The 13,260-nt window shown below is 70.8% G+C and carries 12 protein-coding genes; 2 read left to right on the top strand and 10 right to left on the bottom strand.

The window, feature by feature from the left end:
• Nucleotides 1-167: 167 nt before the first annotated feature.
• From J7E87_RS27450 to J7E87_RS27430, 5 genes are all read right to left on the bottom strand, one after another.
• Nucleotides 168-1,238, bottom strand: a complete 1,071-nt coding sequence (locus tag J7E87_RS27450; protein WP_215097236.1) for an aspartate-semialdehyde dehydrogenase — start codon at nt 1,236-1,238, stop codon at nt 168-170.
• Nucleotides 1,235-2,506 carry an aspartate kinase gene (locus J7E87_RS27445; protein ID WP_215097235.1) on the bottom strand — a complete coding sequence of 424 codons (1,272 nt, stop codon included), beginning with the start codon at nt 2,504-2,506 and terminating at the stop codon, nt 1,235-1,237. Before J7E87_RS27445 ends, J7E87_RS27450 begins: the two co-directional genes overlap by 4 nt.
• A 232-nt stretch (nt 2,507-2,738) precedes the next feature.
• On the bottom strand, nt 2,739-3,398 hold the full coding sequence (locus J7E87_RS27440) for a DUF5063 domain-containing protein (protein ID WP_215097234.1): 660 nt from the start codon (nt 3,396-3,398) through the stop codon (nt 2,739-2,741).
• The gene (gene recR, locus J7E87_RS27435; RefSeq protein ID WP_215097233.1) at nt 3,391-3,990 is read right to left on the bottom strand and encodes a recombination mediator RecR; all 600 of its coding nucleotides are present in this window, start codon (nt 3,988-3,990) and stop codon (nt 3,391-3,393) included. Before recR ends, J7E87_RS27440 begins: the two co-directional genes overlap by 8 nt.
• A 67-nt stretch (nt 3,991-4,057) precedes the next feature.
• Nucleotides 4,058-4,393: a YbaB/EbfC family nucleoid-associated protein gene (locus J7E87_RS27430; protein WP_215097232.1), complete on the bottom strand. Its 336-nt coding sequence runs from the start codon at nt 4,391-4,393 to the stop codon at nt 4,058-4,060.
• A 273-nt stretch (nt 4,394-4,666) separates the two neighbouring features.
• Between J7E87_RS27430 and J7E87_RS27425 the strand changes: the two genes are divergently transcribed.
• Nucleotides 4,667-5,419, top strand: coding sequence for an SLATT domain-containing protein (locus J7E87_RS27425; RefSeq protein WP_215097231.1), 753 nt, complete (start codon nt 4,667-4,669; stop codon nt 5,417-5,419).
• Between the two features lie 368 nt (nt 5,420-5,787).
• On the opposite strand, the gene J7E87_RS27420 is transcribed toward J7E87_RS27425, so the two are convergent.
• The 4 genes from J7E87_RS27420 to J7E87_RS27405 all read right to left on the bottom strand — a co-directional run bounded on the left by J7E87_RS27420 (nt 5,788) and on the right by J7E87_RS27405 (nt 10,755).
• Nucleotides 5,788-6,768 carry a class I SAM-dependent methyltransferase gene (locus J7E87_RS27420; RefSeq protein WP_215097230.1) on the bottom strand — a complete coding sequence of 327 codons (981 nt, stop codon included), beginning with the start codon at nt 6,766-6,768 and terminating at the stop codon, nt 5,788-5,790.
• A 128-nt stretch (nt 6,769-6,896) separates the two neighbouring features.
• The gene (locus J7E87_RS27415; RefSeq protein WP_215097229.1) at nt 6,897-7,547 is read right to left on the bottom strand and encodes a hypothetical protein; all 651 of its coding nucleotides are present in this window, start codon (nt 7,545-7,547) and stop codon (nt 6,897-6,899) included.
• Nucleotides 7,548-7,639: 92 nt separating this feature from the next.
• Nucleotides 7,640-10,066, bottom strand: a complete 2,427-nt coding sequence (locus J7E87_RS27410; protein ID WP_215097228.1) for a dolichyl-phosphate beta-glucosyltransferase — start codon at nt 10,064-10,066, stop codon at nt 7,640-7,642.
• Complete coding sequence (locus J7E87_RS27405; protein WP_215097227.1) at nt 10,063-10,755, bottom strand: GntR family transcriptional regulator; 693 nt, start codon at nt 10,753-10,755, stop codon at nt 10,063-10,065. The genes J7E87_RS27410 and J7E87_RS27405 overlap by 4 nt, the downstream gene beginning before the upstream one ends.
• A 172-nt stretch (nt 10,756-10,927) precedes the next feature.
• On the opposite strand from J7E87_RS27405, the gene J7E87_RS27400 reads away from it, so the two are divergent.
• Nucleotides 10,928-11,374, top strand: a complete 447-nt coding sequence (locus J7E87_RS27400; protein ID WP_215097226.1) for a hypothetical protein — start codon at nt 10,928-10,930, stop codon at nt 11,372-11,374.
• 87 nt (nt 11,375-11,461) lie between these two features.
• Here J7E87_RS27400 and J7E87_RS27395 read toward each other — a convergent pair whose 3' ends face one another.
• Nucleotides 11,462-12,817 (bottom strand): aspartate aminotransferase family protein, encoded by a 1,356-nt coding sequence (locus J7E87_RS27395; protein WP_215097225.1) that lies wholly within the window; start codon nt 12,815-12,817, stop codon nt 11,462-11,464.
• Nucleotides 12,818-13,260: the final 443 nt, after the last annotated feature.

The raw sequence follows: 13,260 nt of genomic DNA, 5'->3' as shown, positions 1-13,260 counted from the left end.
TCACAGATCCTACAAAGCCGTCCGGGCGCGCGGTCACGGAACCCCCGGAGCCGAGCAAGTCCCCCCATTCGCGACCCCATTCGCGAGCCCATCCCGAGCCCATTCGCGATCCTGATCACGACCGATCACCCCTCCCGATCGGGCACCCCGGCGTCTCGGCCCAGGACTTACGCGGAACCGAGCCCCGGCCCGATTTCGGCCGCGACCGCCTCGGCGATCTGCGCGGAGTTCAGCGCCGCGCCCTTGCGGAGATTGTCTCCGCAGACGAACAGGTCCAGGGCACACGGGTCGTCCGGCGACCGCCGCACCCGCCCCACCCACGTCGGATCCGTCCCCACCACGTCCGCGGGCGTGGGAAAGTCGCCCGCCGCCGGATTGTCATAGAGCACCACCCCGGGCGAGGTCGCCAGGATCTCGTGCGCCCGCTCCACCGTGACCTCGCCCTCGAAGCGCGCGTGCACCGCGAGGGAGTGCGTGGTGATCACCGGTACGCGTACGAACGTCGCCGCCACCCGCAGCCCCGGCAGACCCAGGATCTTGCGCGTCTCGGCCCGCAGCCCCAGCTCCTCGGAGGACCAGCCGCCGTCCTCCAACACGCCGGACCAGGGCACCACGTTGAGCGCCAGCGGCGCGTGGAAGGGCCCGAGATCGTCGCTCACGGCACGGCGTACGTCTCCGGGCCCGGTGCCCAGTTCCGTACCGGCGACCAGCGACAGCTGCGCACGAAGCACGGCGACGGCTTCCCGCCCGGCGCCGCTGACGGCCTGATAGGAGGAGACGACCAGTTCGCGCAGTCCGAACTCGGCGTGCAGCGCCCCCACCGCCGGAATCATCGCCAGCGTCGTGCAGTGCGGACTCGCGAGGATCCCGCGCGGACGGACCCGTGCGGCATGGGGATTGACCTCGGGGACGACCAGCGACACATCCGGGTCCATCCGGAAAGCAGCTGAATTGTCCACAACCACCGCGCCCTTGGCCGCGGCGATGGGCACCCACTGCGCGGACACCTCGGCCGGCACGAGGAAGAGCGCGACGTCGACGTCGTCCAGGGCTTCTTCGCTCAGCGCGACGACCTCGCACTCCTCGCCGCGTACGGCCAGCTTGCGGCCGGCCGAGCGCGGCGAGGCGAGGAGACGTATCTCGCCCCAGATGTCCGCGTGCTGGGACAGGATCTGGAGCATCACCGCTCCGACAGCTCCGGTCGCTCCGACAACCGCGAGCGCCGGCTTACGGATCATCGCCCTGTGCCGCCGTAGACGACCGCCTCGTCGGAGTCGCTGTCCAGTCCGAAGGCGGTGTGCACGGCGCGCACCGCCTCATTGACGTCGTCGGCGCGGGTGACCACCGAGATGCGGATCTCCGAGGTGGAGATCAGCTCGATGTTCACGCCCGCGTCGGAGAGCGCCTCGAAGAAGGAGGCGGTGACGCCGGGGTTGGTCTTCATGCCCGCGCCGACGAGCGAGATCTTGCCGATCTGGTCGTCGTAGCGCAGGGACTCGAAGCCGATCGCGGCCTTCGCCTTCTCCAGGGCGTCGATGGCCTTGCGGCCGTCGGTCTTGGGGAGGGTGAAGGAGATGTCGGTCAGGGCGGTGGTGGCCGCCGAGACGTTCTGCACGACCATGTCGATGTTGATCTCGGCGTCCGCGATCGTACGGAAGATGGCCGCGGCCTCGCCCGGCTTGTCCGGCACCCCGACGACCGTGACCTTCGCCTCGGAGACGTCGTGGGCGACTCCGGAGATGATCGCGTGCTCCATCTGCTGGTTCCCTTGCGGCTCGTTGCTGACCCAGGTGCCGCGATTCCCGGAGAAGGACGAGCGGACGTGGATCGGAATGTTGTATCGGCGTGCGTACTCGACGCAGCGGTGCAGCAGCACCTTGGAGCCGGAGGCGGCGAGCTCCAGCATGTCCTCGAAGGCGATCCAGTCGATCTTCTGCGCCTTCTTCACGACCCGGGGGTCGGCGGTGAAGACGCCGTCGACGTCCGTGTAGATCTCACAGACCTCCGCGTCCAGCGCGGCCGCGAGGGCGACGGCGGTGGTGTCGGATCCGCCGCGGCCGAGGGTGGTGATGTCCTTCTTGTCCTGGGACACGCCCTGGAAGCCGGCGACGATGGCGATGTTGCCCTCGTCGAGCGCCATACGGATCCGGCCCGGCGTCACATCGATGATGCGTGCTTTGTTGTGGACCGAGTCCGTGATGACGCCGGCCTGGCTGCCGGTGAACGACTGGGCCTCGTGGCCCAGGTTTTTGATCGCCATCGCCAGCAGGGCCATGGAGATCCGCTCTCCCGCGGTCAGCAGCATGTCGAATTCACGCCCGGCAGGGATCGGGGATACCTGCTCGGCGAGATCGATCAGCTCGTCCGTCGTGTCGCCCATCGCGGATACCACGACGACCACCTGGTGGCCGTACTTCTTGGCATCGACGATTCGCTTGGCGACGCGCTTGATGCCTTCGGCATCGGCAACGGAGGAACCTCCGTACTTCTGCACGACAAGGCCCACGTGCGCTCCTCGCTCGGTTCTTACTGCAGTCACTACTGCGGTCGGCTAAGTCTAACGAGCGGCCGCACTCCGGCCCGCTGCTATCACATCGTGAGATGTCCCGCTCACTCAGTGATCACAGCGAGGGGGGCACGGCCGCTCGGTGGTCATGCCTGCCCCGGTAGATGCGGGGTACGCGGGGTGTGGGGCGGGTCACAGGCGCGAACGGCTGTCCGGGCCGTGGGCGCCCCCGTCAGGTGGCCGTACGCAGGCCCAGCGGGGCCGCGATCTCCTCCGACATGACCTTGCCGGCCTCCTCCGCCAGCGCGTCCTCAGCCAGGTCCTCGTCGGTGTCCAGCCCGTCCAGCGCCTCGAGCGGCTGGTCCAGTCGGACATGGGCGACCAGCGACTGCAGGGCGCGCAGCGTCGCGGAGGCGGTCGGGCCCCAGTTGGAGAAGTACGAGAACTGCCACCACCACAGCGCCTCGCTGATGCGGCCCGCCCGGTAGTGGGCCAGGCCGTGGCGCAGGTCGGTGACGATGTCCGCGAGGCTGTCGGAGATCCGGCAGGCGACCGGGGCCTTGCGCGGTTCGTACGGGTCGAAGACCTCGGAGAAGATGTCCACCGGGTCGAGCAGCACGGCGAACCGCTCACGCAGGTCATCGACGTCGAGGTCGGGGCCGGTGTCCGGTTCGTACCGTTCGTCGGGGACGATGTCCTCGTGCGCGCCCAGCCGGCCGCCCGTCAGCAGGAGTTGCGAGACCTCCAGCAGCAGGAAGGGCACCGCGCTGTCGGGCTCGTCGCCCTTCGCGACTTCCGTGGTCGCGACGATGAAGGATTCGATCGAGTCCGAGATCTGGACGGCGAAGTCGTCCGGGTCCTGATTGGCGGCGTGCAGGTTGGCGTCAGACATCGAGAAGTCGTCTCCCCTCGAAGGCACGACCCAGCGTGACCTCGTCGGCGTATTCCAAGTCTCCCCCCACGGGCAGACCGCTCGCCAGCCGTGTGACCTTGAGTCCCATCGGCTTGACCATGCGTGCCAGATACGTGGCGGTGGCCTCGCCCTCCAGGTTGGGGTCCGTGGCCAGGATCAGCTCCGTGATCGTGCCGTCCGCGAGGCGGGCCAGCAGCTCACGGATCCGCAGGTCGTCGGGGCCGACGCCCTCGATGGGGCTGATGGCCCCGCCGAGTACGTGGTAGCGACCCCGGAACTCCCGGGTCCGCTCGACCGCTACGACGTCCTTGGGCTCCTCCACCACGCAGATGACCGACTGGTCACGGCGCGGGTCACGGCAGATGTTGCACTGCTCCTGCTGTGCGACATTGCCGCACACCGCGCAGAAGCGGACCTTGTCCTTCACCTCGAGGAGGGCGTGCGCGAGGCGGCGGACGTCGGTCGGCTCGGTCTGGAGGATGTGGAAGGCGATCCGCTGCGCGCTCTTGGGACCGACGCCGGGCAGCCTGCCCAGTTCGTCGATGAGGTCCTGAACCACGCCTTCGTACAACGGGATGCCTTCCTGTCTTCTGCCGGCCTGCTCTGCTGGGACGTACGGTAGTTGGTACGCCTCGGACCTAGAAGGGCAGGCCCGGCATGCCGCCCAGCCCCTGCGCGAGCGGGCCGAGCTTTTGCTGCTGGAGCTGCTGCGCGTTCTCGTTCGCGGCCTGGACCGCGGCGACGACGAGGTCCGCGAGGGTCTCGGTGTCCTCGGGGTCGACGGCCTTGGGGTCGATGACGAGGGCCCGCAGGTCGCCGGAGCCGGTGACGGTGGCCTTCACCAGACCGCCGCCCGCCTGACCCTCGACCTCTGTCTGCGCGAGCTCTTCCTGGGCCCGCGCGAGATCCTGCTGCATCTTCTGGGCCTGCTGGAGGAGCTCCTGCATATTGGGCTGGCCACCACCGGGAATCACGGTCACTCCTGGCAATTCGACGACGATTGTTCGGTAAGCCGAGCCTACGTGCTTGCCGGGCCCCGTGCCCCACCCTGCGGGGCCCAACTCTTTCGAGTGACTGAGCCGGAAAGCCTCTAGCTGATCAAGGCCCCCGTGTGGGCGGAAATACCGGGATTTCCGGCGCACAGACCGCCATTCGGCGGTAGGAAGAGCATTGCGCACCAGGATGCACGCGCGCACCGTACGTCACGCAGTGTCACGTCAGTCGTCACGTCGTAGAGGAGTGCACCGGTGAGCCAGCCGGAGATGCAGCCCGGGGGGCCGGCCCGGGAGGAACGTGGCGAAGCGCCGCGCGGTGACCTGGCCGGGAGGCCGTTTCCGCTCGGCGACTGGGGCGAGCCGGCGGAACGCCTCGACGAGCTGTACAGGTGGGTCGAGGCGGACGCGCTGCGCACGGCGCGGTGGTATCTCGCCGACCGCGTCTGGAAGCGGCGTACGGCGCGGGTGCTGCGGCTCGGCACGGCCCTGGGGGTGATCACCGGGGCGGCGCTTCCCCTGCTCGATCTGGCGGGCGTGCTGGACGGGGCGGCGGGGTGGGGGTACCTGCCGCTGCTGCTGGGGGCGGCGTGCCTGGCCTGCGACCGGTACTTCGGGCTGACGTCGGGCTGGATAAGGGACGTCGCGACGGCGCAGGCGGTGCAGCGCAGGCTGCTGGCGCTGCAGTTCGACTGGGCGTCGGAGAGCGTACGGGAGGTGCTGGGCCCGACGGAGGGCACGGCGAGCGAGGCGGCGGAGCGGTGTCTGGGGGTGCTGCGGCGGTTCTCGGAGGACGTCGCGGAGCTGGTGCGGTCGGAGACGGCGGACTGGATGGGGGAGTTCCGGTCGGGCCCGGCACCGCTGGTGACGCAGTCGCCGAGGATGGGGATGGGCGGCGCGGGGGGCGCGGGGCGGGCGGACGCGGCAGGAGGGCCGGGGCGGGTGCCGTTGCCGCCGGGGACGCGGCCGAACATGCCGAGGCAGCGACCGCCGGAGACGCCGCGCTGAGGGTGGACGCGGTGTTTCCTCCCCTCTGGGGGGGCAAGCCCGAGACCCGCCCCCTACGCCCTGCGGGCGTGGGGGGACCCCCAGGACGCCCTGCGGGCGTGGGGCGACCCCAGGGACGCCCTCCGGGCGTGGGGGGGACCCCCAGGACGCCCTGCGGGCGTGGGGCGACCCCAGGACGCCCTCGGGCGTACTCCTCAATCTCCCCCCAGACTTCGTCCGGGGGGACCCCCAACGGGCTTGAGTTTCCGCCCGTCCGGCGGAAACTCAAGCCTCGCCGGCGATCGAGGCGCGGGGCCGGGGCCGAGCCCCGAAACCAAGCCCCTCCGGCGATTGAGGCGCGGCGTCCGGAGCCGAGCCCCGGTCCGGGGTCAAGCGCTTCGACGGGACCTGAGCGCTCGCGTCAGGATCGGCGGGAGCAGGTCCTTTGCCAGGCGGCGGGCGCGCGAAGGCCGGGGGCGAGCCGCCGCGGTGGGCGCCGGGGCGGGCGGCAGGGGCGCCGGCTCGGACCGCGGGGCCGGCTCCGGCTTGTGGCGGGACTTCGGGTGCGCCGGGGACTCCGCCTTGTTGCCCTTGATGCGGATCAGCGGGACGCCCGCCACCTCCTCCACCCCGTGCCACATGTCCGTACGCGTCTCCAGCCAGGTCAGCAGCGCCTCGCGCACCGGATCCGGGTCGCCCCACGTGCCGTACAGCTTCGTGCCCGTGATCACGATCGGCTTCAGGCCCGTCGTGGCCACCGCGCCCCACACCGCCGCCGAGACGCCCGGGCAGTGCTCCGCGCGGAAGTCGTCGAAGGACACGATGCCCTCCGGCTGCAGCAGCGCCTTCGCAGCCTCGATGTCGCCGTGCACATGCTCGTACAGGTGCGATGCGTCGACATGCACGAAGCGGCAGCTCCCCGCACGGACCCGGGAGGTGATCACCGAGGTCGGGGCCTGCACCAGCGTGGGCAGCTCGTCGTGGAACGACAGATAGTTCGCCTCGAACGCGCGCCGCGTCAGCGTCGAGTACGACCGGTCCATCTCCGCGCTGTTGGGGTCGTCCGGCGCCTCGGAGTCCCAGAGGTCGCAGACAGTGAAATCCTCACCGTCCCGCAGATACTGCCCCGTGAAGATCGCGCTCTTTCCCAGGTACGCGCCGAGCTCCAGCAGGTCCCCCCGGCCGTCCGGGTCCGTGTCCCGCTGATAACTCAGGAACCAGTCGAACAGCAGCTGGTCAGCAGGCCAGAACCAGCCCTTCACATCCGCGAATCGCGCCGGCCTGGGAAGCGCTTCGTCCACGGTCTCGTCCGCCCTTTCCCCCGCGATCGTCGCCGCGGGGGACTGTGCCGAGGTACTCGTCTGTGACATGCACCGGTCCTACCGGGCCTAGGTGTCGCGCAGCTTAAGGCCTCGCGTTCAGCAGGTGTGTGCCGGATGTGCGTCGGATGCGACCCGGATGTGCGTCCGATACGGGCGGGATGCGCGGCGGCTGTGCGTCAGCTAAAAATGATCATTGAGCCCTGGCCCAGGCTCCGCGTCGCGGCCGCGTGCAGCCCCAGCCACACATGCCGCTCCCGCGCGAACGGACTCTCGTCGTACGGAATCGGCCCCGCCGGCTCCTCCAGCGAAGTAGGCCGGTCGGGCGGCTGCGGCGCCTCCGGCGGGTTCGCGGGGTCGATGCCGATCGACGGCGCGACATACTCCAGCTCCCGCAGCAGACCCTGCGTTGAGCCCAACGGGCCGCCGCCCGCCAGCAGTTCGTCGTTGAACAGCGGCGAGGTGAAGTCCACCGGGACATACGCCCCCGCGTGGTCGTAGTGCCACACCAGATGCGACTGCTGCGCCGTCGACTCGAACATCTCCAGCAACTGCTCGTAGTCGCCGCCCAGTTCGTCCACCGGGGTCACCGCGAGACCGCACAACTGCAGCAGGTACGCGCGCCGCAGGAAGTGCAGCGCGTCGTAGTCGAACCCCGCGACCGGGGCCACATCGCCCGACAGGCCCGGCATATAGGCGAAGACGGGAACCGTCGGCAGACCCGCGTCGGTGAGGGCCTTGTCGTAGGACGCGATCTCTTCGGCGAAGGGGTTGTCGGGGCTGTGGCACAGCACATCGACGAGGGGGACCAACCACAGGTCACAGGCCAAGGGAAGGCTCGCTCTCCAAGGGAAGTACGGACGCGTTCGTGCGATGGTCGGGACAGCGTAGTGCCCCCAGTACATTCAGCGAAGGGTGCCGGTCAGCCCCGCATGCGCTCCGCCCCCACATCCCATACCCACACTCCGCCCACACGCTTGCCCGGCTGTCCGAGCAGTTTCTCCACCGTCGCATACAGGGCCGCGTCGTTGTACTGCGGCGCCAGCACCACCACGCCCGCCCGCCACGCCGCCAGGTCGCCGCGCGCCTGCGCCTGCCAGTTGGGGCCGATCACCGGGACCCGACCGCTGCCCCGCACATCGTTGAGGAGGTTGGAGGTGTGCCGGGGCGTCGCGCCGTAGATGCCCATGCGATCCGGGCCCCACGGCCCGTTGAAGTAGCCGCCGGCGACCGGGAAGCCGAGCCCGGTGGCCGACTGCCAGTGCAGGGCCTCGGCGCTGCCGGGGGAGGGCAGCGGCACCGTGACCACCGATTCACCCTCGGAGAGATACGCGCTGTACATCCCTTCCGTGACGAAGGCCGGTATCTCCGCCCGCTCCCGCACCGGATACGGCGTCGGCAACACGGGCACCAGTGCGGCGGCCACCGCCGCCAGGCCCACCGCCCGGTGCACCCGCTCCCGCGTGACCAGCAGCCGGTCGACCGCCAGCGCGATCAGGACTCCGAGCACCGGCGCGCAGATCAGAGCCACCCGCGACTCGATGACGGATTCGAACAGCGGCTGATGGGCCAGCGCCCGCCACGGGCCGGTGAGCACGATGTCGGTGTACGGAATGCGGAACTTCGGGCCGAGCGAGAGGAAGGCCGCCGCCACCCCCGTAAAGGCAAGCGCCTTGACCAGCGCGACCCGCCACAGCCGCACCACGATCGCCGCCGCCAGTGCGACCAGCGGCCAGCCGTAGAAGGCGTTCTGCTCGGTGCGGTTGAAGGCGAGCGGGTCCGCGCCCTCGTCGGATCCCATCAGCGAGCGGCCCGCGAACTCCAGGAAGGCGAGCGGACTGTTGCCCATGTTGTCGCCGTGCAGCACGCTCGTGTAGCTCTGCGGGCCGAAGAACTGCCAGCCCAGCGGGAAGGCGACCAGCGGCAGACAGACGGCCGCGGCGACGGCGAGCCCGCGCAGCAGCGGCCGCGCAGCAGCCCTCGCCACATCGCGGCGCACGAGTCCGTAGGAGAGCGCGAAGAGCAGCATGCCCATCGCCGCGAGCAGCAGCGGCTCCTCGCCGAGGAAGATCTGATACGTCGCGAACAGGCCGAGGAGCACCCCGTCGCGTACGACATTGCGCCCCTCGCACAGCCTCAGCGCCCGGTCGACGATCACCGGGATCATGAACAGCACAAGGAAGTTGGGGTGCGCGTTGCCGTGCGAGATCATCGGCGGCGCGAAGGCGGCGAAGGCGCCGCCGATCGCGGCCGCCCACCGGTTCGTCGCCAGCCGCCGGGCGATCAGCCAGTACCAGGCAGTCGCCGTCGCCGTCAGTCCGAGCGTGAGCACCAGCGCCCAGGTGACGGTCGGGCCGAACAGCAGCGTGAGGGGCGTGAGCGGGACGGAGAGCCCGAGCATGACGGTGTTCGCCATCAGATTCACGCCGTCCGGATACCCCTGCAAGGTCGTGAACAGGGGGTTTCGCAGGTGCGCGACATTGTCGGCGGTGACCGCGAAGAACCACTCCCACTGGTTCTGGTCCGAGCCCGCGTCGGCGAGATAGCCGCGGTCCAGGTCTGCCCACAGGCCCTTGTAGAGCAGTACGGAAGCGAGCAGGAAGAGGCCGGTGACGAGGAGGCCGACGGGCCGCACTGCACGCGCCCGCAGCCTGACGAGTTCCAGCAGCACCCTGCCGTAGTCCAGCGGTCTGACCTTGGAGCCCGCCTGATGCGACCAGCGCACCGGGACCTCCGTGACCGGCCAGCCCTCACGCCGGAAGAACCGCAGTATCTCGACGTCGATCCCCCACCCGTCGAGCCGCGAGTCGGCGAAGGCGGCGCGCGCCTTGTCACCGTCGAAGAGCTTGAATCCGCACTGGGTGTCGTGGATGCCGGGCACCGCGACGGCGCGTATGAGTCGGTTGCCCATCCGGCCGAGCCATTCGCGCGAACGCCGCTGGTGCACCTCGATACGGGAGTCGGGGTGCGCGCGTGAGCCGATCGCCGCCGCGCTGTCCTCCGCCGCCAACTGCTTGTCGAGGCGGTCGAGTTCCTCGATGGGCGTCGCGAGGTCGGCGTCGGTGATCAGGACCCGCCGGCCGTACGAGGCGAGCACGCCCAGGCGCAGGGCGCTGCCCTTGCCGTGGTTGCCGTCGCCGGAGACGATCTGGATGCGCGGCTCCTCGGCCGAGGCGTCCTTGGCGATCTTGGCGGTGCCGTCGGTGGAGCCGTCGTCGACGACGATCAGTTCCCACTCGCCCCAGCGGCCCGGCTCCCCGCGCAGATGGGCGCAGATGGCGTCGAGGGTGGGGCCCAGCCGATCTTCCTCGTTGTACGCCGGGACGACGACGCTCAGATCCACGCTCACCGCTCCAGCCGATCCGCCCAGGCGAGCGCGTGGTCGTTGTACGAGTCGATGACCGCGCGCGCCTTGTCGGCGTCGCCGAGCGCGACGGCGTCCACCAGGTCCTCGTGGCCGCTCCACAGCCAGTCCCGCAGTTCCGCGTCGGCGCGCAGATAGGGGACGGCGAACACCCAGGCGTGGACGCGCAACCGGTGCAGGAAGTCACAGATGTAGCGGTTGGCGAAGACCTGGCCGAGCTCGCGCCAGAAGCGCAGGTCGTAGCCGATGAGGATGTCGAGGTCCCCGCCGCGGGCCGCGCGGGCGGCCTCCTCGGCCCGGCGGCGTACGGACACGAGTGCCTTGCCGTGGACGCCGGAGCCGCGCTTGCCGGGGGCCCGCCTGGCGATATGGCGGAAGATGCCGTCCACGATCAGGGAGCGGGCCTCGACCATGCCGCGGTAGTCCTCGACGGTGAACTGGTGCACCTTGAAGCCCCGGTGCTCGTCCGAGTCGAGCAAGCCCTGGGCGGAGAGGTTGACGAGGGCTTCGCGGACCGGCGTCGCGGAAACGCCGTACTGCTCGGCGATCTGCTTGACGGTGAATTCATGTCCGGGCTGCAGACGCCCCGCCAGAATCTCGTCACGCAGCGCGTCCGCGATCTGCCGCCGCAGGGTGTTGCGGGTGACAGCGGTACTGCTGTCGGTACCGCGCATCGTGGCCTTCTCCTTCGCCGGGGGGTCCCGGACACGATAGGCCAGAGGTTACGAACCGGGTGCGGGGCATGGGCCTTGGGCGCGCGGCGCGGGCGCGGCCCAAGCTGCGGGCGCGGCTTCGATAACCGTGACGGCCGCGGCGGCCCGGTCCCTGCCCGCTACTGTGGCGGCCATGGCTCATGTCTTCGAGCCGGCCACCGGCGACGGCGAGGCAGCGCGCGGCCGCGACCGGTCCGCCGAGGTGCGGGTCGCGTTCGACGGCATGCTCCAGATCCGCCGCGTCACCGGCGCAGCGCCCGCCGCCTGGGAGCTCAACCAGATGGTGCGCGCGATCGCCCTGACCCTGGAGGCTGCGGGCATCCCGCCGTCCGCCCTGGACGCCTCGGGCGCCCGGACGGCGACGGGCTATCGCGTGCGCCCCTCGGACCGCCCGCGCATGGTCTGCGTGGACTGGCTGGGCCCGCCGGGCAGCGGCGCGGCCCAGGAGGAGGAGGCGAAGCTCACGGAGTGCGCCGCGAAGCTGGCGGACCGGGGGTGGGAGGCACTGCTGTACCGCGGCCCCCGCCGCCGCCGCTTCCTGGAGGTGGAACCGGCGGGATCAAGCCCGTCCGGCTCTTGAGGACAAAGTTGAGGATTGAACGGCCGCACCGGGGTCCGTGCGGAACGGGCCCCGGTGCGGCGTACAGCTCAGTCGTACGGCTACAGCTCAGGCCGTGTGCTCGTCGGCGACCGACAGCGCCACGTCCAGCGCCGCCAGGCCCTCCTTCGCCTCCGCCTCGGTGACATTGCAGGGCGGGACCGCGTGCGTGCGGTTCATGTTGACGAAGGGCCACAGGCCGTCCTTCTTGCACGCGGCGGCGAACGCGGCCATCGGGGCGTTCGCCTCGCCCGTAGCGTTGTACGGCACCAGCGGCTCGCGGGTCGCCTTGTCCTTCACCAGGTCCAGCGCCCAGAACACGCCCGTGCCGCGCACCTCGCCGACGCTCGGGTGGCGCTCGGCGAGCTCCCGCAGGCCCGGGCCGAGGACCGTCTCACCGATGTGGGCCGCGTTCTCGACGACCTGCTCCTGCGCCATCACGTTGATCGTGGCGATCGCCGCGGCGCAGGCGAGGGGGTGGCCGGAGTAGGTGAGTCCGCCCGGGTAGGGGCGGGTCTCGAAGGTCGCGGCGATCTCGGCGGAGATGGCCACGCCGCCGAGGGGCACGTAACCGGAGTTGACGCCCTTGGCGAAGGTCAGCAGGTCGGGCGTCACATCGAAGTGGTCGGCGGCGAACCACTTGCCGGTGCGGCCGAAGCCCGCCATGACCTCGTCGAGTACGAAGACGATCCCGTGGCGGTCGCAGATCTCGCGGACGCCCGCGAGGTAGCCGGGCGGCGGGGTCATGATCCCGGCGGTCCCGGGGATCGTCTCCAGGATGATCGCGGCGATGGTCGCCGGACCCTCGAAGGCGATGGTGTCCTCGAGGTGCTGGAGGGCGCGGGCGCACTCCTCGGCCTCCGTCGTCGCGTAGAACGGCGAGCGGTAGAGGAACGGCCCCCAGAAGTGGACGACGCCGGAGGTGCCGTTGTCGGAGGCCCAACGGCGCGGGTCGCCGGTGACGTTGACCGCGGTGGCGGTGCCGCCGTGGTACGAGCGGTAGGTGCTCAGGACCTTCGGGCGGCCGGTGTGCAGGCGGGCCATCCGGATGGCGTTCTCGACGGCCTCGGCGCCGCCGTTGGTGAAGAAGATCTTGTCGAGGTCGCCGGGGGTCCGCTCGGCGATGAGGCGGGCGGCCTCGGAGCGGGCCTCGACGGCGAAGGCGGGCGCGAAGGTGGTGAGCTTGCCGGCCTGCTCCTGGATCGCGGCGACGACCTTGGGGTGCTGGTAGCCGATGTTGGTGAAGACGAGGCCGCTGGTGAAGTCGAGGTAGCGGTTCCCGTCGTAGTCCCAGAAGTACGAGCCCTCGGCACCGGCGACGGCGAGCGGGTCGATCAGGCCCTGGGCGGACCAGGAGTGGAACACGTGCGCACGGTCTGCGGCCTTCACGGCAGCGCCGGCCTGGGGGTCGGGATGAGGGGTCATGGGCCTCAGCGTAGATAGGCGCAGGTGGGGCAGGACATGGCCACGTTGTATGGCCTGGGCCACTTTGCTGGGCATGGTGTCCAGCCCACCCGCCGCGCCGGGCGCCCCCGGCGTGGGTTCTCCACAGCTCCGCGGCGGGGGAGCGCCCGGGGGCGAGGCCCCCAGCACCCTGCGTGCCGCAGCTTCGCGCCGCCAGGCCCGGCCCGTTCGCCGCGCCGGGCGCCCCCGGCGTGGGTTCTCCACAGCTCCGCGGCGGGGTTAGCGCCCGAAGGCGAGGCCCCCAGCACCCTGCGTGCGGCAGCTTCGCGCCGCCAGGCCCGGCCCGCCCGGCGCGACCGCGTCACGGACCGCAGGCCGCGGCCACCCCGCCGCTCCATGGCCGGGGAATGTCAGAGGGCGAGGCCCCAAGCACCCCGCGCGGCAGTTTCGCGCCGCCAGGCCCG

The organism is Streptomyces sp. ISL-1 (assembly GCF_018614585.1).
Lineage (GTDB): Bacteria > Actinomycetota > Actinomycetes > Streptomycetales > Streptomycetaceae > Streptomyces > Streptomyces maoxianensis.
This window is presented reverse-complemented; position numbering and strand designations above follow the sequence as displayed.

What these genes read in the sequence shown, in the direction of transcription:
- J7E87_RS27420 (WP_215097230.1), bottom strand. Translation starts at nt 6,768, where the DNA reads ATGTCACAGACGAGTACCTCGGCACAGTCCCCCGCGGCGACGATCGCG.
- J7E87_RS27395 (WP_215097225.1), bottom strand. Translation starts at nt 12,817, where the DNA reads ATGACCCCTCATCCCGACCCCCAGGCCGGCGCTGCCGTGAAGGCCGCA.
- J7E87_RS27400 (WP_215097226.1), top strand. Translation starts at nt 10,928, where the DNA reads ATGGCTCATGTCTTCGAGCCGGCCACCGGCGACGGCGAGGCAGCGCGC.
- J7E87_RS27450 (WP_215097236.1), bottom strand. Translation starts at nt 1,238, where the DNA reads ATGATCCGTAAGCCGGCGCTCGCGGTTGTCGGAGCGACCGGAGCTGTC.
- J7E87_RS27405 (WP_215097227.1), bottom strand. Translation starts at nt 10,755, where the DNA reads ATGCGCGGTACCGACAGCAGTACCGCTGTCACCCGCAACACCCTGCGG.
- J7E87_RS27440 (WP_215097234.1), bottom strand. Translation starts at nt 3,398, where the DNA reads ATGTCTGACGCCAACCTGCACGCCGCCAATCAGGACCCGGACGACTTC.